We start from the raw sequence: 18,501 nt of genomic DNA, 5'->3' as shown, positions 1-18,501 counted from the left end.
GTGATGAAAAGAGAAATTCAAACCGCCATTTACAACGAACATGTGCCTTCTGGCATTCCATGGTCAAAAGTCATTTATAAAGGGCAAACTTTGCGCATTGTGGATTTAGAGGGATGTCAAGCGGTTGATACACTGTTTTATAATGCAAATGATCATGAAGAGCGTTACAGTGCGTCCGATACGATACGAGAGCAAGGCAGTATCTTTATCACCACAGGAACGAAACTGATCTCCAGTGATGATAACGTACTCATGGAAGTGGTAGCAGATACCTGTGGAAACCATGATACCCTTGGTGGACATTGCAGTGCCGAGAGCAATACGGTACGTTTTGGGCATGATAAAAAGTACATGCACAGTTGTCGCGATAACTTTTTGTTTGAAGTCGGTGAATTGGAGATGAATCCTCGTGATCTGACCAATAATATTAACTTTTTTATGAATGTCCCCGTGGAAGAAAACGGTCACTTAGCGATTGTCGATGGTATCTCCAAACCGGGCGATTATGTCGAAATGACAGCGGTAATGGATACCTTAGTCCTAGTTTCCAACTGCCCACAGCTCAACAATCCGTGCAATGGATTTAATCCAACACCCATTCAGATGATCGTCTGGGATAAAGAGTGATCGCATAACCGCCTAGAAGAGCGTATCTTCTTCTTTGCTAGGACGGCCTAGAAAAGAGATGAACTTGGGACGACCCAAAACCATCATACAGGATGAGAAATGTTTTCAAAAATACTGATCGCCAACCGAGGCGAAATCGCGTGTCGCGTCATACGCACACTCAAAAAGATGGGCATTGCTTCTGTTGCCTTGTACACCAAAGCCGATGAAGATTCTTTACATGTAAGCTTAGCCGATGAGGCATATTGTATCGGTGAAGGATTAGCCAGCGAGAGTTACCTGAACACCCAAAAAATCTTTGATGTGGTTTGTAAAAGTGGCACGGAGGCGATTCATCCAGGGTATGGATTTTTAAGTGAAAATGCCGCGTTTGCCAAAGCGTGTGAAGAAAAGGGCATTGTCTTTATTGGGCCACGGGCTGAACATATGGAAGCTTTTGGGCTCAAGCATACCGCACGCGCTCTTGCAGAATCTAATCATGTACCTCTCCTTCCCGGCTCTTCACTGCTCTTGGATTTAGATGAAGCAATAGTGGAAGCCAAACGTATCGGTTACCCTGTAATGCTTAAAAGTACAGCAGGCGGTGGTGGCATCGGGATGCAGTTGTGTTATGACGAACAAGCCCTTTGCGATGCGTATGCTTCGGTCAAACGCCTCAGTGAAAACAATTTCTCCAATGGCGGAATGTTCTTAGAAAAATACGTTGAACATGCGCGCCATATCGAGGTGCAAGTCTTTGGTGATGGCAAAGGCTATGTGGCAACACTTGGGGAGAGAGACTGTTCAGTACAACGCCGTAATCAAAAAGTCATTGAAGAAACACCTGCACCTTTTTTACATGTAAAGACACGCGAAGCGCTTTTGAGTGCGGCGCGTACTTTGTGTGAGTCGGTCAAGTATCTCTCCGCCGGTACGGTTGAATTTGTCTATGATACGCAAAGTGAGCAGTTTTACTTTTTGGAAGTCAATACCCGTTTGCAAGTCGAACACGGTGTCACCGAAGAGGTCAGTGGCATCGACTTAGTGCAGTGGATGGTGAATCAAGCGTCTGGGTATAATCCTGAATTGTACGATTATAAGCACATGCCTCATGGGCATTCTATCCAAGTGCGTGTGTATGCTGAAGATCCAATGAAAAACTTTCAACCCAGCTCTGGTGTGCTCACCCACGTGCATTTTGCACCGCATATTCGTTGCGATACGTTTATTGAAACGGGTTTGAATGTCTCTTCGTTTTATGACCCGATGATTGCAAAGCTTATTGTGAAAGAAAATACACGAGAAAACGCGTTAGCCAAAATGGCGCAGGCAATTAAAGAGACGCGCATTGATGGGATTGAAACCAATTTAGACTACCTTGGCGCGATTGTCGAAGGTGAGGTTTTTCAAGCAGGGAAGCAAACCACTAAGTTTTTGAATCACTTTCGTTTTGCGCCTCAGAGTATTGATGTATTGCGTCCGGGAACCCATACAACGATACAAGATTATCCGGGAAGAATCGGATATTGGGATATTGGCGTGCCGCCCAGTGGTCCATTTGATAATCTCAGTTTTCGCTATGCCAATGCCCTTGTGGGCAATAGTGAAGATGCTGCTGGATTTGAAATTGCCATTGCAGGGCCTACGCTTCGGTTTAATTACGAAGGTGTTATCGCGTTGTGCGGTGCGGTGATCGATGCTTTTTTAGATGGCATTAAAGTGGGGATGAACCAAGCGTTACATGTAAAGGCTGGGAGTGTTTTAAAACTGAAAAAAGTGCACACTAAAGGCTTTCGAACCTACCTTGCGGTACGAGGGGGCATTGATGTACCTTTGTACCTTGGCAGTCGTTCGACGTTCTCTTTAGGCCTTTTTGGAGGGCATGCGGGAAGAGCTTTGCTTGCAGGAGACGTTTTGCATGTCGATGCAATGGTTGCCAAAAATGCCCATTTTGAAGCCATGACACCTTATAGAGCGTTTGGAAATGAGTGGCGCATTGGGGTGTTGTATGGACCGCATGGCGCACCTGATTTTTTTACGGATGAAGATATCAAATCCTTTTTTGAAGCACGTTGGGAAGTGCATTACAACTCCAATCGCACGGGAGTGAGACTCATAGGTCCTAAACCTTCATGGGCGCGCAATGATGGGGGAGAAGCGGGGTTACATCCGTCTAATATTCACGATACCGCCTATGCCATAGGTGCAGTGGATTTTACGGGTGATATGCCCGTCATTTTAGGGCCTGATGGACCAAGTTTAGGCGGTTTTGTCTGTCCTGTGACGATTGTGAGTGCAGAGCTTTGGAAGATAGGACAGTTGCGCGCGGGAGACACCATCACGTTTGTGCCTATCTGCCATGATGAAGCGATGCAAATGCTTCGTTTGCAAGAGGAGGCGATAGCCTCTCTTTCCACATACGATGAACGCTTAATGCTCCACGAAAAAGAGATAGGCTCGCCTATTTTGTATCACGATGAGAGCAGTGCTCTTCTGCCAAGTGTAACCTTTCGCCAATCAGGAGATAGTAACTTACTGATTGAATACGGTGAAATGCAACTCGATATTAGCTTGCGTTTTCGCATACATGTGTTGATGCAAGCCGTTATGGATGCCAATATTAAGGGTGTCATTGAATTAACCCCGGGGATTCGCTCCTTGCAAATTCATTTTAATCCTCGCTTGTGTGAGCGCGAGGTATTGATGCAAACAGTACAGCGCTTAGAGCTCTCTTTACCGTCGATTGAAGATATTGAAGTGCCTGCGCGCATTGTGCATTTACCGCTTTCATGGGATGATGAACAAACATGCATTGCGATTGATAAGTATATGAAAATCGTCCGCCCTGATGCACCTTGGTGTCCGAGCAATATTGAATTTATCCGTCGCATCAACGGTTTAGAGAGCATTGATGAGGTGAAGCGCATTTTGTTTGAAGCGAGCTATTTGGTTATGGGCTTGGGCGATGTCTATCTAGGCGCTCCCGTGGCGACACCGCTTGATCCAAGGCACCGCTTGGTCACGACTAAATACAATCCCGCCCGAACATGGACACCTGAAAATGCGGTGGGCATTGGTGGAGCGTATATGTGTGTGTACGGCATGGAAGGGCCAGGAGGTTATCAGTTTGTAGGGCGCACGGTTCAAATGTGGAATCGCCACCGTCAAACCCAAGATTTTAAAGAAGGCAAACCTTGGTTATTGCGCTTTTTTGACCAAATCCGTTTTTACGAAGTGAGTGCGGAAGAGTTACTGCGTTTGCGTGAGGATTTCCCACGAGGACGAGCCAAACTGCGCATCGAAGAGACGACGTTCAGCCTTAAAAAATACCAAGCATTTTTAGAAGAAAATGAGAGCACGATTAAAGCTTTTAAAGCCACGCAACAAAACGCATTTGAAGAAGAACGCACCATGTGGGAGCGCACAGGTCTTGCCAATTTTACCTCACAAAGCGCACACGAAGAGCACCATGATGAGAGTGCTTCTGTGGTGATTGATGACGATAAAGAAGCCGTTGAATCTCCAATTCAAGGCAATCTATGGAAGATTTTAGCCAAAGTAGGCGACACGGTGAAAGAGGGTGAAAGCCTCGCTATCGTTGAGTCGATGAAGATGGAAGTGGAAATCGAATCGCCAGAAGATGGCGTGATTGTCGACATTTTGTGCGAAGAGGGTGAGAGTATTTATGCGGGCAAACAACTTTTTATCTTAGAGCCTTTGAAAGCGTAGGCATCATGAAAGCCTATTTACCCGTCATTGTTTTATTCGGAGCTTCCATTTTATGGGGACTTTCATGGATTCCCTTAAAAGCCATCAATGCGATGGGCATACAAGGGATTACGCTGAGTTTAGGAGCGTATGGCATCATCGCTTTGGTGATGAGTCCACAACTCTTAAGGCAACGCAGAGTCTGGTGGAGCCATCGCAAAGTGATGTTTCTCATCGCGCTCTTTGGCGGAGGGGCAAACCTTGCGTTTACCTATTCGCTCATCAATGGTGACGTCATACGCGTCATGGTACTCTTTTACCTTTTGCCCGTATGGGGCGTTTTAGGGGGCTACTTTTTTTTAAAAGAGCGTATTGATAGATGGCGTTGGTTTGGAGTTGTTGCGGCTGTTTTAGGGGCATTTTTAATTTTAGGCGGCTTTAAAATCTTAGAGACACCGCCTTCTTGGATGGATGCGTTGGCGCTTCTTTCAGGACTGTTGTTTGCGCTCAATAACTTGCTATTTCGTTTTGCGCAAAGTGTTCCCGTGGCATCTAAAATCGGAGCCATGTTTTACGGCTGTTTTGCGTTAGCGGGACTTTTACTTTTAGTCCATGTGGAACCTTTTGTTATGAATGTTGGAATTCACGCTTGGGGAGCGCTTGGCTTGTATGCACTGCTTTGGTTGTTGCTTGCCAATATCGGTTCACAATGGGGCGTGACCCATATGGAAGCGGGGCGTTCGTCCATTATTATCATTATGGAGCTGATCACTGCAGCCATTTCGGCAACTATCATTGCAGGCGAAACGATGGATTTGAGAGAATATATCGGTGGATTTTTAATCCTCAGTGCGGCGCTCATCGAAGCGGTGCGAAACCAAGAAGATGAGACAAAGGAGAGAGCATGACACTTTTACATGTAAAGCAAAATTACGCTCAAAATGCGTGTACACCACGAGAATTGGTGCAACAGATTAAAGAGCGCATCGCACACTTTTCAGACAATCCTATCTGGTTGCATGTGTTAAGCGATACGGAGTTAGAGCCTTACTTGACGAGACTGGAGCAAGCTTCGATGGAAGCATTACCGCTTTACGGTGTTCCTTTTGCGATTAAAGACAACATTGACTTAGCGGGCATTCCTACCACTGCGGCGTGTCCTGATTTTACCTATGTGCCAGAGCGATCTGCTTTTGTGGTCGAAAAACTGATTGAAGCGGGCGCGATTCCCATCGGCAAAACCAATCTGGATCAATTTGCCACAGGACTTGTGGGTACGCGTTCGCCGTATGGCGCATGTCAAAATAGCATTGATTCTGCGTATATTTCAGGCGGTTCTAGTTCAGGCAGTGCGGTGAGTGTTGCGCTTGATATGGTCGTTTTTTCTTTAGGAACCGATACAGCAGGTTCGGGCAGAGTGCCTGCGGCGTTTAATAATCTCTGTGGTTTTAAAGCCAGCAAAGGGGTCGTGAGTACCTCCGGTGTAGTACCCGCGTGTCGCAGTTTGGACTGTGTCTCATTGTTTTGTAAAGAGGCAAGCGATGTTTCTGCGATCTTCGAGATTATGGCGTCGTTTGATGAAGAAGATGTCTATGCTAGAGCGTTACCGCCCCAAAAGCGTGCGATACCTTTAAACTTTACCTTTGGTGTCCCCAAAGCGAGCGATCTTCAATTTTTTGGCGATACAGAGGCAAAAGTGCTGTTTGAGAAGAGTATAGAGCGTTTGATTGGCTTAGGTGGAGTGCCTAAGGAAATTGACTTTACCCCATTTTTAGAAGCGGCCAATCTCCTGTACAGTGGACCTTGGGTAAGCGAACGTTATGTTGCGACTCAAACACTGCTTCACACATCGCCTAAGAGCTTTTTAGAGGTAACCCGTGCCATTATTGCTCAAGGTGAGGCAAAAAAAGCGAGTGAGTATTTTGAAGCAGAGTATCAACTCAAGGCTTACCGCAGAGCGGCGGAGAAGATTTTGGCCGAAGTGGACTTTTGTGTAACACCGACCACGGGAACGATTTATACCATCGAAGCCATTCAAGCTGACCCGATAACGCTCAATAGCAATTTGGGCTATTACACCAATTTTATGAACCTTCTCGATCTTGCGGCGTATGCTTTGCCAGCAGGAGAACGCAGCAATCATCTGCCTTTTGGCATTACGATTTTTGCCGATCATTTTAACGATGAAGCGTTACTGGAGATGGGTGAACGCTATATGAAGGAGTCCATATGAAAAAAACCATTCAAATTGCCGTATGTGGCGCACATATGCAAGGTCTGCCACTCAATCATCAACTGCTTAGCCTAGACGCCGTGTTTGTCAAAACGTGCAAAACGCTTGCTGGGTATCGTCTCTTTGATGTTCCCCAAAAAGTACCACCCCGACCAGGAATGCTCAAAGACAGCACGAGCTCATACGCGCTAGAGCTGGAAGTGTGGGAAATGCCACTGGAAAATTTTGGAGCATTTATGGTGCAGATCGCTTCTCCTTTGTGCATTGGTACGGTTGTGTTAGAAGATGGAAGCAGTGTGTATGGCTTTTTATGTGAAGCGGATGCTCTGAAAGGCGCGAAAGAAATCAGTCAATATGGTGGATGGCGAAACTATCTTACATGTAAAGATTAAGAGCGGTCTTTCTCTTTTGCTCACGTGAGCAAAAGAGAAAGAATTTTAGACGATCTCTTTCAGCTTTTCACGAAGAACATTAGCCGTAAAAGGTTTGACAATATAATTATTGACACCTTCTTTGATCGCCGTAATCACTTCACGTTTGCCGCCTTCGGTTGTGACCATAATGATGGGAGTGTATTTATATTCTTCCATGGCTCGAAGGTTGCGTACAAGCTCTAAGCCGTTCATTTTAGGCATATTCCAGTCAGTCATGATGGCATCAAATTTTTGATTTTTGATTTTTTTAAGCGCATCCAGTCCGTCTTCTGCTTCTGTTGTACTGTACCCGATACTGCCTAAGGTGTTGCACAAAATTCTGCGCATTGTTGAGCTATCATCAACCACTAAAAAATGCATGTTTTATCCTTTGAAAAATTCTTATATATACCTAAGCAAAAAGTGTTCTACTTTTGCTATGATATGGAAAATTTTGAGGAAAAGAGATGAACTATATTGGTTCAAAAGCAAAGCTTCTTCCTTTCATTCATGCCACCATAGAAGCTTTTGTGGGGCATGATCTCTCTTCCACAGTCTTTTGTGATCTTTTTGCGGGTAGCGGCATCGTTGGGCACTCATTTGCGCAAAAAGGGTGCACGATTTTGAGCAACGATCTTGAATACTACAGCTATGTCCTCAATCAGGCACTTTTGCAAACAGGCGTGCTTGATGATGTCTCTAACATCATGGAATCGCTGAATGAATTACCTCTTAAAGAGGGGCTAATTTATGACTATTATTGTCACGGTAGCGGAAGTGGTAGAAACTATTTTAGTGATGAAAATGGCAAAAAAATAGATGCCTTGCGCCAAGGGATTGAAGCGTATAAAAAAGATGAAAAACACTACTTTTTTCTGTTAGCATCCTTGTTGCTCAGTGCCGATAAAGTTGCAAATACGGCTTCAGTGTACAGCGCTTTTTTAAAGCATTTAAAGCCTTTAGCCCAAATTTCATTATCGTTTGAACCATTGGATTATCAGCCAACGCAAAAGCCTCATCAGATTTTTTGTGAAGATGCCAATGTGCTTATCTCAAAACTAAAGGGCGATATTCTCTACCTTGATCCACCGTATAATCGTCGCCAATATGGGGCGAATTATCATATTTTAAATACGATTGCACATTATGATCATTTTAACCCTAAAGGTAAAACAGGTGTCAGGAGCTATGAAAGTTCATCTTTTTGTAAACCCATAACGGCGTTGCGTGCATTAGAAAAATTGATTCAAGAGGCACAGTTTTCGTATATTTTTTTGAGCTACAATGATGAAGGATTAATCGCTTGTGAGGAGATTGCTTCCATGATGAAAAAGTATGGAAAATATAATAACGTAAAAGTGCCGCATCAACGCTTTAAATCCTATCAAAATAGGCTCAAAAAACGCCTAAACTACGAGCATCTTCATATTTTGGAAAAAATTTAGATTTTACAGTGTACAATAGCGCTTTTATTTCTAAGAAAGGAGAAAACATGTTGAAACGTTTAACACTAGTCATGGCTATGGTTGCATTTTTATCATCATCAGTATTTGCTCAAAGCTATCTTTCGTCAGAAGATGCAGCACCAACAAAAACAAAAACTGTAAAAACAAAAACTGCAAAAAAAGTAACAGCTGCTAAAAAAAGCACCCCTAAACATCACGTAGCTTCTAAGAAGACCAAAAAAAAATCATCTAAAGTTGCGTAAGGCTTAAGCAAGTTCTGGTAGTGTTAAACTATCAGAACTTCTAGGTTTATTTTTAAGCTAATCCACTGTAAAATCCCTCCAATGCACGACGTCTAAGGTTTAGACAAACATAATCGTAATAAGCACTTTTTACCTACTTTTATGTTTTCCCCTCTTCGCGTGCCACTTTACATGTAAGGATTTTCTATGCAAAGAAGAACGTTTATGAAAGGGTGTGTTGCACTTGGTGCTAGCTCCGTTATTTTACCTCAGGTTTCAATTTTGGAAGCCAGTGAACCAAAATCAAAAACACGTATTTTTTTCGTCACAAACAGTTACAACCTCAAACACGAAAATAAAAATGGTTTGACGAAACTTTGGATTCCTCTCCCTCAAGAAACAAGTTATCAAAAAGTGAGCGATTTTAAATTTAGTTCTAACGCAACCAATGCGTATGTGACCGACAAAAATAGCTACAAAGCCCGAACGCTTTACGCTGAGTGGAAAAATGGTGGCGAAAAACTTCTCGAAGTGACCTACACGATTACGACGAATGAGCGCAATACTGACCTCTCAAAAGCAACCGCTTCAACCAAATACCCTAAAGATGTCGCGCACTACCTCAAACCAACCGCGCATATCCCCACCAGTGGAAAAGTTAAAGAGCTAGCGCTTAAAATTACCGCTACGTCTAAAACACCTCTTGAAAAAGCCAAAGCAATTTACGCATGGGTCACTGAAAATATGTACCGTGACAATGCCGTCGTCGGTTGTGGTTTAGGCGACGCGGGCAAAGCAATTGAAAATAACATCATGGGTGGAAAATGTACGGACATCAGCTCTGTTTTTGTCGCGCTTATGAGAAGTGTGGGCGTGCCGGCTCGTGAAGTGTTTGGTATTCGTTTAGGCAGTTCGCGTTACTCCAAAGCATGCGGAAGCAGTGATGAAAAAGGTTTGTCAAAAATCACCGGAGGCGAGCATTGTAGAGCTGAGTTTTACCTTGATGGCGCAGGCTGGGTTCCATGCGATCCTGCCGATGTGGCTAAAGTCATCTTGACAGAGAAAATGACGCTGAACGATCCACTTGTGAAAGAAGTCCGTGAGTATTTCTTCGGCAACTGGGAGATGAACTGGATGGGTTACAACACAGCGCGTGATTTCGTGCTCTCTCCAACACCAGCGCAAAAACCACTCAATATGTTTGGTTACCCGTACGGCGAAGTCGAAGATGAAGTGCTAGACTATTACGCTCCTGCGGCGTTCAGTTATAGTTTTGTTTCTCAAGAAAAACTCTAAGCGATGAAAAAAGAGATTCTAGGCGTACTAACAGCACTGCTCTCAGCCTTTGCCGCAACGGCGTGTTGTCTGCCACCACTGCTGTTTTTACTCTTTGGAATCTCTTTTGGATTTTTAAGTTTCTTGGAAGTCCTCACCCCGTTTCGCATACCACTCTCCTTATTATCGCTCTTTGTTTTGTGGCTTTCATGGCGAAGTTACACGCATCACACCTTTACATGTAACCCTCAAAAGAGGAAGCGTTATGTTTTGTTTTATTCGCTGATTTTAGGCGTTATTGTATTGATATTGCTCTACCCTGAATGGGCAAATTTACTGATAGGAAATGATGAATGAAGAAATGGTTGATACTCCTTTTGCCGTTGATGCTCTTTGCCAAAGAAGAAGTGGTCATCAAAGTCGCTGAAATGCACTGCCCAATGTGCACCACCGCGGTTAAAAAAGCACTGAAAAGTGTCGAGGGTGTTGAGTCATCTAAAGTGACGTTAGAGACGAAATTAGCGGTCGTCATTGCCAAAGATGGTGTTGACGATAAGACGTTTTTAGAAGCGGTGAAAACGACAGGGTATGAGGGCGTGATGGTTTCACGTAAGCATTTGAAGGAGTAGGCTAATTTTTTAATTTATTGTTTAATATTTTGATTCATAAGATTTAAAATTTGTGCTTGTATTTGATCTGCTTCTTTTATGTATATCTCAATTTGCTTTTGATTAGCAGGTGAAATTCCATTGTCAAAATCACTAAATCGAGACAATCTACGAATTTCTCTATAAATTTCTTTTTTTTGTTCTTCAAGCTGAGATTGTTGATTAAAATTACTTATTTTGGTATTTAATAGTTGAGATTCATTTGAAAGTTGATTATTCTGGATTTGACACTTTTCTAGTACACGTTTTCCTTCATTAAGAGCATTTTCTGCTTGAAGTAATTTTGAGTTTAAAACAGTAGAATTATTTACGCTTTCTTTTAATTTCGTAAATTCTGATTTCTCGACATAGTTTTCATTGATTTTGTCAATAGTTAAGTAACTATTCTTTGAGATTCTATCTATACCGAAATTATCCAAAATTTTGCTATACCCGAATGCGCCAACACCAACACCACAAATGAATACAACAATAGTAATGAATGGGTTTTGTTTTGCATCTTCATATATTTTTGTCAATATCTCCATTGCATCTCCATCTTTACATGTAAAACTTTCCAAGAAATCTTATCAAAAAAACCATTTAAACAACCTCTCTTATCTCCCTATCCACATTCACATGCTAAACTTTCACAAGCCAAAATTTTGGTTAAAATTTTTACATGTAAAGGCACATCATGGGTGAGTATGCTTTTCTTTTAGCGATAGCGACGGTATTTATGTTAGGGACGATGAGTCCGGGACCTAGTTTTATTTTGATTGCCAAAACGGCTGTTTCCAAGTCTCGCAAAGAGGGCTTTGGCGTGGCGATTGGTTTGGGCATGGGTGCGGTTGTGTTTTCACTGTTAGCCATTTTTGGACTCTACGCCATTTTAGAAACCGTGCCTTTTTTGTACGGCGCTTTAAAAGTAGCAGGAGGCATGTACCTTGTCTATTTAGCCTATAAAATGTGGAAATACGCCGCCACACCTTTAGAGACTAAGCTCAGTTTAGAGCACAAACCAAAGAGTTTTTTTAAGGCCGTTTTATTTGGTTTTGCCACACAGATGAGCAACCCAAAAACGGCGATCATCATCGGAAGTATTTTTGCCGCTTTGCTTCCCAAAGAGGTACCGCCTTTTGGAACGCTGTTTATTTGCCTTATCGCGTTTATCATTGATGCTTCGTGGTACTCGTGTGTTGTCGGACTTTTATCAACGCAAAAAGCGCAAAAGATTTACTTGCGCACAAAGAAATACATCGATAGAATCGCAGGAAGCGTACTCGGTATTTTAGGTCTTAAATTAGCGCTCGATAGGGTGTAGTTACGAGTGCGAAAAAAAGCAAAGATGGGTTACGGTACAATCTTTCGTAAATTTAGCATACAAGGTTTGATATGAAAAAGATATTACTAGGTGCGTTGGCGCTTCTTGTCGTTGCGGCGGGAGTGCTGTTTTTGTTGAAAGGTAAAGATACGTATGAGGGGCATACGTCTTCGGTGTCGCTGAGCGATGGGCTCAATGTCGGCTCGACGATCTCGTACACGCTTTTTGATCAATTTGGCAAAGCACATACGCTCGATGATTCGATTCATACGCTCATTTTAGTATTTGCAAAAGATACGGGACATGCGGTTAAAGCGTTTCTTGGGGCGCAAAGTGCGGATTATCTCACGACGCATCATGCGGCGTTTGTGGCGGACATCAGTCCGATGCCTGTGGTGATACGCAATACGTTTGCACTTCCTGATCTTAAAACACAACCTTACAGTGTCAATCTCATTTTGGATGAGACGATTGCTACCTCTTTGAAAAAAGGGGCAAAAGTGGATGGCATTACGGTGGTAACACTGAAAAATAAACAGGTTGAAAAAGTGGCGTATATTGAAAACGCTGAAGCGTTGAAGGCAATGATCGAGAAGGAAAATTAAACGAGGAGCGATGGCGTGATAAACATCACGCCATTGTATTACAAGCCAGAGTCTAGCTTCTTGCGAAGCCAAACTCTAGACGTTATTAGTCTTTTTTGTATGCGTTTCTTGGAGCGGCTTTGGGAGCGCGTCCTGCATCAGAGCGTGGAGCACTGGGTCTATCGGCTCTTGGCGCGCGTGGTGGTCTGCTATCACCGCTATCACGGTTGCCTTTGTACCCACCTTCGCGTGGTGTTGAACTGCTTCCCTCTTTGGCAAAAGGGTTACGGCTTTCGCCTCTGCTATCACTTCTAGGCACACCATCACCTCTTGGAGGGCGAGCATCTCTGCTTCCGCCATCACGTGGGTTAGCCCCTTTGTAGCCGCCACCATCACGAGAACCTGTGGATGATGTACCTCTGTAACCACCGCCGTCGCGTGAAGAGTTTCCTCTATAACCGCCACCATCACGTGAGCCTCTGTAACCGCCGCCAGAGTTTCCTCTGTAACCGCCACTTCTGCCGCCACGACCACCATCACGCTCTTCGATGTTTTTAACGACGGACTCTAAGGTTTTTTTATCTAAACCGATTTTATCAGGACCGACTGGAGTGTTTTCTTTGAGAAGATTTGAAAGCAGTTTAAGCGCAATTTGCGACATATCCATCTCTTCTTCAAGAATTGAAAGCAGTTTGCTTGCATTTTCGTTAAGATCTGCATTTTTAATATCATCGGCAATTTTAACAAGCTTGTTCTCTTTTACATCGCGTAAACTTGGAACAATTCTGTGTTCGATTTTAGAGCCAACTTTTTTACCGATGCGTTGCATGGAGTGAAATTCAATTGGGGTTACCAAGGTAATCGCAGTCCCTTTTTTGCCCGCACGTCCGGTTCTACCGATACGGTGAACATAACTCTCTGGATCAAATGGCATGTGGTAGTTAAAAACGTGGCTGATGTCAGCAACATTCAAACCACGTGCCGCAACATCGGTTGCCACAAGGATTTCGATTTGTGAACTACGGAATGCTTTAATCACGCTCTCACGTTGATTTTGTTCCATATCGCCATGCAACCCTTTGGCTGCATGACCGACTGCCATGAGTTGGGTTGAAAGTCTGTCAACCTCTTTTTTGGTACGGCAGAAAACGATGGATTTTTCAGGCTCTAAAGCGTCCAAAAGACGAATCATTGCATCGTCTCTCTCATACTCGTTGATCACGTAGTAAAGTTGTTCAATGTCTTCATTGGTGGTGTGATCTTTTGGCGTAATGCTGACAAATTTTGGCTCATGTAAGATTTTGCTAGCAAGACGTTTGATAGGATCTGGCATCGTTGCAGAAAAAAGTAGGGTTTGACGCTCTTTGGGAAGGTAAGTAAAAATCTCTTCAATGTCTTCTAAAAAGCCCATATCAAGCATCTCATCCGCTTCATCTAAAACGACCATCTTAGGAGCAAAACCTGGAAGTCTGCCATTTTTAAGAAGATCAAGCATACGACCCGGTGTGGCAACGATAACGCTTGCACCTTTTTCGATCAAGCCAATTTGACGTGAATACGAACTACCACCATAGATGGTAACGGTTTTAATACCGCAAAAACGACCGAGTGAGTAGAGCTCATCACTGACTTGCGTTGCAAGTTCACGTGTTGGTGTAATGACTAAAAGTTGTACTTTATTAAGGTGTTGGTCGAGCATACTGAGTGTTGGGAGACCAAAAGCGGCCGTTTTACCGGTACCGGTTTGTGCTTGAGCAACGATGTCGTTACCCGCTAGTACTAAAGGGATCGCCTCGACTTGTACGGGACTTGGTTCTGTAAAGCCAGCCTCTACGACGGCTTTAAGAATCTCTGGGTTTAAGCCAAATGATTCAAATGTGGTTGTGTTATTTTCCATGTGTTTTCCATGTATGTGATTTTTCCAAAACAATACTAACGTGCGACTAGGCACAAAACTTATGTACATAAAAATTTTAATGGGGGACGAACCCGTCAATATCGTATGCAAAAACCTACATACTCACTGAGGATTTCTCAAATCTGGTAGGTTTTAGGTGAAGTTCTTTGTTTCTTAATGAAGTCTTGAAATTACGAGCATTATAGTGGAAATTATTTAAAACAATATTAAGGTTTGTAACTGGTTTGGTTTTTCACGACTGAATGCTTGCCAAAAGAGTGACATAAAATGCCAGTATCCTGCTATTTATTGGCTTTTTTATAAAAGTACAAGATAGGTTAAAGTACACTTGAAATTAAAATTAAACGCTATAGTTAAAGGTCAATAAACAATGGTGGATATACGAACACTGAAAGAGATTTTGATTAAAAATTTGAAATTAGAAGATATGAAACCTGAAGATATAGATGACACGATGCCACTTTTTGGAGAGAATGGTTTAGGGCTCGATTCTGTGGATTCCATTGAGCTTGTTTTAACCATTGACAAAGAATTTGGTGTCAAAATTTCTGACTCCAAAGAATACGAAAAAATATTTGCAAATGTTCAAAGTTTATTAGATTTTATTAATGCCCACAAATAGTGTTTATGTTAATTGCTTTGAGTCGGTTTGCTGTGCAGGCGAAAGTAGTGAAGCACTGTTTGAGGCTATTTGTACGCATCAAAGTGGCATTAAATCTTTCAATGAATTCATTCCTAACAAGTCCATCGCTTTAGGTAAAATCGAAAAACCTTTTTCCATTGAATCCCTTTTAGCGGTTACATGTAAAAAGGTTTTAGTCCAAAGTAGCCTTGAAAATTTTGAAAATACACTCCTGGTTGTCGGCTCTTCCGTGGGTGGAATGCAAAGAAGCGAACTCCTTTTTTTACGAGACCATCACTATGCCAACATTGACCCAAAACTGCATGCGATTGATGCCATCGCGCACATCCTTTCCCAACACTTCACATTTAAAGATGACATCTCCTTTTCAACCGCCTGCACCTCCAGTGCCAATGCTTTGGGGTATGGCTATGAGATGATCGCTAAAGGGGTGTATGAGAGTGTTTTGGTGGTAGGGATTGATACGCTCTCATTGACAACCATACGAGGCTTTGATGCACTTGGCGTGCTAAGTTCGCGTCCGTGTCAGCCTTTTGATATGAATCGTGATGGCATGAATGTGGCGGAAGGCATCGCTGTTGTGTTGCTGCAAAACACGCCTTGCAAAGAGAGCATTGAGTTTTTGGGTGCGGGGTACAGCTCGGATGCGCATCATATGGCGCACCCAAGTCCTGATGGAGAAGGAGCACTCCTCGCAATGCAAAAAGCGCTTCAATGTGCTCACATTATGCCATCAGAAGTAGGGTACATCAACGCGCACGGTACTGGAACGCAGGCAAACGATACCAGTGAAGCGTGTGCCATTGCGAGATTGTTTGGAGACAAAGTGTCTGTCAGCTCCACCAAATCGATTACGGGGCATACCTTAGGAGCAGCAGGCGCACTGGAAGCGATCGTTTGTGCTATGGCACTTCAAAAACAGATACTTCCACCTAACACCAATCTTTTTGAGCCTGAAAATAAAACGCTTAACTTGGTAAACGCTGCCAAATCCCGAACACTTCGTTACGCTTTGAGCAATTCACTTGCATTTGGTGGCAATAACACGGCACTTCTTTTTGGACTACCCCAATGAAGGTCAATTTAGAGATTTTAAGCAGTGCTTATCTGCTCGGTGGTAATAGTTTGGAACTAACTCGCATCAAAGAGTTGGTACCTCACATGATGACGCGTCGCCGTTTGACCAAAGCGGCTAAAATATGTGTAGAGTTGTTGCACAGTGTGGAGCATTTTGAAGGCGGTCGCATTTTGTGCGGGAGTGCATTTGGCGAGCTTGAAACGACGGCAAATATTTTAAATGCGATCGACAAGGAAGAGCCTCTTAGTCCCACCGATTTTCAAAATTCAGTTTACAATACCGCAGTTTCATACCTCTCCATTTTGTACCACAACCAGAATGAAATTTTAACCATCTCCAGTGGCGATAAGACGGCACTCAATGTTCTTAAAGCCGGAGCGCTGAAAGCATTGGATGGTGATACACTGCTTCTTTTATGCTTTGAAACCTTAGATATTACAGGTATTGAACAGGTCAATCACTGTATTGATTACCTTGAAAGTGGGGTGGCGTTAGTGGTGCGTGTGACGGAAAGAGAAGCGACTTTAAGGCTTCAAAAAAGTGAACTGAAAGGTATTCCAAACTCTATCAGTGAGATGTTACATGTAGCGCAAAATGCACCGCAATTAGAGCGTGCCATTATCGAGGTGAATTTATGAATTTACCCCATCTTCCACCGATTCGTTTTGTCAAAGAAGTCTTTACATGTAACGATAAACATGCCACGGTGTTGTGTGAATTTCCATGTTTACCAACGCTTCCCATGCTCATAGAAGCCGCCGCTCAAGCCTCATCAGCCTTTGCCAAATCAGATACACTCCAAAACGGTTTTTTGGTTTTGATCAAAGATGTCTCTTTACATGTAAAGGTACAAAGCTTAACCTGTGTCATTATCATTGAAGCGCGTACATCGCTTGGAAATTCGAGCGAGTTTTACTTTGAGGTGTTTGAAAAAGAGGGTGGGATGATGTCTGCGAGTGGATCATTGATGGTTGTGCTTGAAGAGGGTAGTGTATGAAAATTTTTGTGCTGATGTGGGTTTTTATTGTAGGACTTCATGCGGAAGAGTTCCGTGGAACGTTTATTACCGAGCCTATTTTTAATGCTTCTGTTTATCTGCAAACCGTCGGTAATCCTGACAATCCAGCAGTCGTTTTAGTGCATGGGTTGGGAGATGAAGCGTCTACCATTTGGGAGGGCAGTATTGAGCGGTTGAAAGATGACTACTTTGTGGTGACATTTGATCTTCCCGGATTTGGGCAATCGAGTAAATCCAATGAACTCTATTCTCCGCTTAATTATGCCAAGTTTATTCATTACATCACTCAAACATATGTGAAAAAGCCGTTTCATTTGGTAGGTCACTCGATGGGTGGGGCGATAGCGCTGAAATATACCAGTATGTATCCTTCCGACGTGGAGAGTTTAGTGCTTGTGGATGCGGCGGGGATACTGCATCGCTCTGAGTACAATAACTTTTTAGTGCAAAATGGTGTCAATGCTTTTTTTGATGAGCAAAATGGTCTGATACAAGGGCTTCAAACGCAAAAAGTAACCTCGTTTATTGATAAAATCGCAGAAAAAATTGATCGTAAAATGTCTTTAGATATGGAGGTGGTTCTCTCCAGTGAAGATTTGCGTGCTACCATTCTAGGTGGAAGCCCTTATAGCATTGCCGCCGTAGCGTTGGTAGAGGAGAATTTTAACGGAATTCCTCAAAAAATTAACACAAGAACGACGATTATTTGGGGTGAAGCAGACACTGTTGCTCCCATAGAAACAGGCTATGTTCTGCATAAACTGATGCCCAATGCCTCTTTGAAAATACTCCCACGTACGGGGCATGTTCCTATGATCAGTAATGAAGAAACCTTTTTAAATCTTCTTGAGGCACATCTTTTAAATCAAGAAGGAATTGTGCGACCTACCGTGCCCCCCAATGCTCCCAACTATAGTGCCACCATTAGAGATATCGATGGTAGAGTTTACACAGGAAGAATTGGGAATATGAGCATCATTAATTCTCAAAAAATCATCATTAAAGATGCGGTGATTGAAGAATTGGGAATTATTAATTCAGATGTAAAGATTATCAACAGTACCATTAAAAGTACAAAAGCGGTGGTACTATCGGCTCAAAATGCGAAAGTTTTTATTGTTGCCAGTGATATTTCGGGTAGAATTAAACTGCAAAATACCAAACTTCATCTCTTGGGCATTACGATGGATACCTTTGGAAAACCTATTGAGGCACTCTCGACTTCGATGGTATTTTATTCGCTGTGTCAAATCAACAACAAACTAATTCATGGAAAAGAAATTTTAGGGCTACATTAAGTGATAAGTGCCTATTTTAGGCTTTTAAATACTACAAACTCAGTAAAATTTAATCTTAATGTCAATAGA

At 42.9% G+C, this 18,501-nt stretch carries 20 protein-coding genes; 17 read left to right on the top strand and 3 right to left on the bottom strand.

The features are described from left to right. Positions 1-3: 3 nt before the first annotated feature. The 5 genes from FA584_RS12810 (at position 4) to FA584_RS12790 (ending at position 6,939) form a co-directional block, all read left to right on the top strand. Entirely contained in the window at positions 4-627 is a 624-nt protein-coding gene (locus FA584_RS12810) for an urea amidolyase associated protein UAAP2 (protein ID WP_096047537.1), read from the top strand. 99 nt (positions 628-726) lie between these two features. Beyond that, the gene (uca, locus tag FA584_RS12805; protein ID WP_167749714.1) at positions 727-4,335 is read left to right on the top strand and encodes an urea carboxylase; all 3,609 of its coding nucleotides are present in this window, start codon (positions 727-729) and stop codon (positions 4,333-4,335) included. A 5-nt stretch (positions 4,336-4,340) separates the two neighbouring features. Continuing rightward, positions 4,341-5,222 carry a DMT family transporter gene (locus FA584_RS12800; protein WP_167749713.1) on the top strand — a complete coding sequence of 294 codons (882 nt, stop codon included), beginning with the start codon at positions 4,341-4,343 and terminating at the stop codon, positions 5,220-5,222. Beyond that, the gene (atzF, locus tag FA584_RS12795) at positions 5,219-6,547 is read left to right on the top strand and encodes an allophanate hydrolase (RefSeq protein WP_167749712.1); all 1,329 of its coding nucleotides are present in this window, start codon (positions 5,219-5,221) and stop codon (positions 6,545-6,547) included. Before FA584_RS12800 ends, atzF begins: the two co-directional genes overlap by 4 nt. Continuing rightward, positions 6,544-6,939 (top strand): allophanate hydrolase-related protein, encoded by a 396-nt coding sequence (locus FA584_RS12790; RefSeq protein ID WP_167749711.1) that lies wholly within the window; start codon positions 6,544-6,546, stop codon positions 6,937-6,939. The genes atzF and FA584_RS12790 overlap by 4 nt, the downstream gene beginning before the upstream one ends. Positions 6,940-6,984: 45 nt before the next feature. Here FA584_RS12790 and FA584_RS12785 read toward each other — a convergent pair whose 3' ends face one another. Next, positions 6,985-7,341, bottom strand: a complete 357-nt coding sequence (locus FA584_RS12785) for a response regulator (protein ID WP_096047532.1) — start codon at positions 7,339-7,341, stop codon at positions 6,985-6,987. Positions 7,342-7,427: 86 nt separating this feature from the next. Here FA584_RS12785 and FA584_RS12780 point away from each other — a divergent pair, with 86 nt between their 5' ends. From FA584_RS12780 to FA584_RS12760, 5 genes are all read left to right on the top strand, one after another. Beyond that, positions 7,428-8,405, top strand: coding sequence for a DNA adenine methylase (locus tag FA584_RS12780; RefSeq protein WP_167749710.1), 978 nt, complete (start codon positions 7,428-7,430; stop codon positions 8,403-8,405). Between the two features lie 47 nt (positions 8,406-8,452). After that, complete coding sequence (locus FA584_RS12775; protein WP_088437503.1) at positions 8,453-8,668, top strand: hypothetical protein; 216 nt, start codon at positions 8,453-8,455, stop codon at positions 8,666-8,668. Between the two features lie 186 nt (positions 8,669-8,854). Next, on the top strand, positions 8,855-9,943 hold the full coding sequence (locus tag FA584_RS12770; RefSeq protein ID WP_167749709.1) for a transglutaminase-like domain-containing protein: 1,089 nt from the start codon (positions 8,855-8,857) through the stop codon (positions 9,941-9,943). A 3-nt stretch (positions 9,944-9,946) separates the two neighbouring features. Beyond that, entirely contained in the window at positions 9,947-10,279 is a 333-nt protein-coding gene (locus FA584_RS12765; RefSeq protein WP_167749708.1) for a mercuric transporter MerT family protein, read from the top strand. Then, positions 10,276-10,551 (top strand): heavy-metal-associated domain-containing protein, encoded by a 276-nt coding sequence (locus tag FA584_RS12760; RefSeq protein WP_167749707.1) that lies wholly within the window; start codon positions 10,276-10,278, stop codon positions 10,549-10,551. Before FA584_RS12765 ends, FA584_RS12760 begins: the two co-directional genes overlap by 4 nt. A 14-nt stretch (positions 10,552-10,565) precedes the next feature. Here the strand turns inward: FA584_RS12760 and FA584_RS12755 are convergent, their stop codons facing one another. Continuing rightward, entirely contained in the window at positions 10,566-11,117 is a 552-nt protein-coding gene (locus FA584_RS12755; protein ID WP_167749706.1) for a GumC domain-containing protein, read from the bottom strand. A 149-nt stretch (positions 11,118-11,266) separates the two neighbouring features. On the opposite strand from FA584_RS12755, the gene FA584_RS12750 reads away from it, so the two are divergent. Beyond that, positions 11,267-11,893 carry a LysE family translocator gene (locus tag FA584_RS12750; RefSeq protein ID WP_167749705.1) on the top strand — a complete coding sequence of 209 codons (627 nt, stop codon included), beginning with the start codon at positions 11,267-11,269 and terminating at the stop codon, positions 11,891-11,893. Between the two features lie 71 nt (positions 11,894-11,964). Then, positions 11,965-12,498: a hypothetical protein gene (locus tag FA584_RS12745; RefSeq protein ID WP_167749704.1), complete on the top strand. Its 534-nt coding sequence runs from the start codon at positions 11,965-11,967 to the stop codon at positions 12,496-12,498. A gap of 85 nt (positions 12,499-12,583) precedes the next feature. Here the strand turns inward: FA584_RS12745 and FA584_RS12740 are convergent, their stop codons facing one another. Beyond that, the gene (locus FA584_RS12740; RefSeq protein WP_167749703.1) at positions 12,584-14,374 is read right to left on the bottom strand and encodes a DEAD/DEAH box helicase; all 1,791 of its coding nucleotides are present in this window, start codon (positions 14,372-14,374) and stop codon (positions 12,584-12,586) included. A 391-nt stretch (positions 14,375-14,765) separates the two neighbouring features. Here FA584_RS12740 and FA584_RS12735 point away from each other — a divergent pair, with 391 nt between their 5' ends. The 5 genes from FA584_RS12735 to FA584_RS12715 are packed head-to-tail and all read left to right on the top strand — an operon-like array spanning position 14,766 to position 18,432. Further along, the gene (locus FA584_RS12735; protein ID WP_096047522.1) at positions 14,766-15,017 is read left to right on the top strand and encodes a phosphopantetheine-binding protein; all 252 of its coding nucleotides are present in this window, start codon (positions 14,766-14,768) and stop codon (positions 15,015-15,017) included. Further along, positions 15,004-16,113: a beta-ketoacyl-[acyl-carrier-protein] synthase family protein gene (locus tag FA584_RS12730; protein WP_167749702.1), complete on the top strand. Its 1,110-nt coding sequence runs from the start codon at positions 15,004-15,006 to the stop codon at positions 16,111-16,113. The genes FA584_RS12735 and FA584_RS12730 overlap by 14 nt, the downstream gene beginning before the upstream one ends. Continuing rightward, positions 16,110-16,754 (top strand): beta-ketoacyl synthase chain length factor, encoded by a 645-nt coding sequence (locus FA584_RS12725; RefSeq protein WP_167749701.1) that lies wholly within the window; start codon positions 16,110-16,112, stop codon positions 16,752-16,754. Before FA584_RS12730 ends, FA584_RS12725 begins: the two co-directional genes overlap by 4 nt. Further along, a complete protein-coding gene (locus FA584_RS12720; RefSeq protein WP_167749700.1) occupies positions 16,751-17,113 on the top strand; it encodes a hypothetical protein in 363 nt (120 codons plus the stop codon). The genes FA584_RS12725 and FA584_RS12720 overlap by 4 nt, the downstream gene beginning before the upstream one ends. After that, on the top strand, positions 17,110-18,432 hold the full coding sequence (locus tag FA584_RS12715; RefSeq protein WP_167749699.1) for an alpha/beta fold hydrolase: 1,323 nt from the start codon (positions 17,110-17,112) through the stop codon (positions 18,430-18,432). Before FA584_RS12720 ends, FA584_RS12715 begins: the two co-directional genes overlap by 4 nt. The last annotated feature ends 69 nt before the right edge of the window (positions 18,433-18,501 follow it).

Origin of the sequence: Sulfurospirillum diekertiae (assembly GCF_011769985.2) — a bacterium.
Lineage (GTDB): Bacteria > Campylobacterota > Campylobacteria > Campylobacterales > Sulfurospirillaceae > Sulfurospirillum > Sulfurospirillum diekertiae.
Note: the sequence above shows the minus strand (reverse complement) of the source record. Positions and strands in the feature narration are given on the sequence as shown.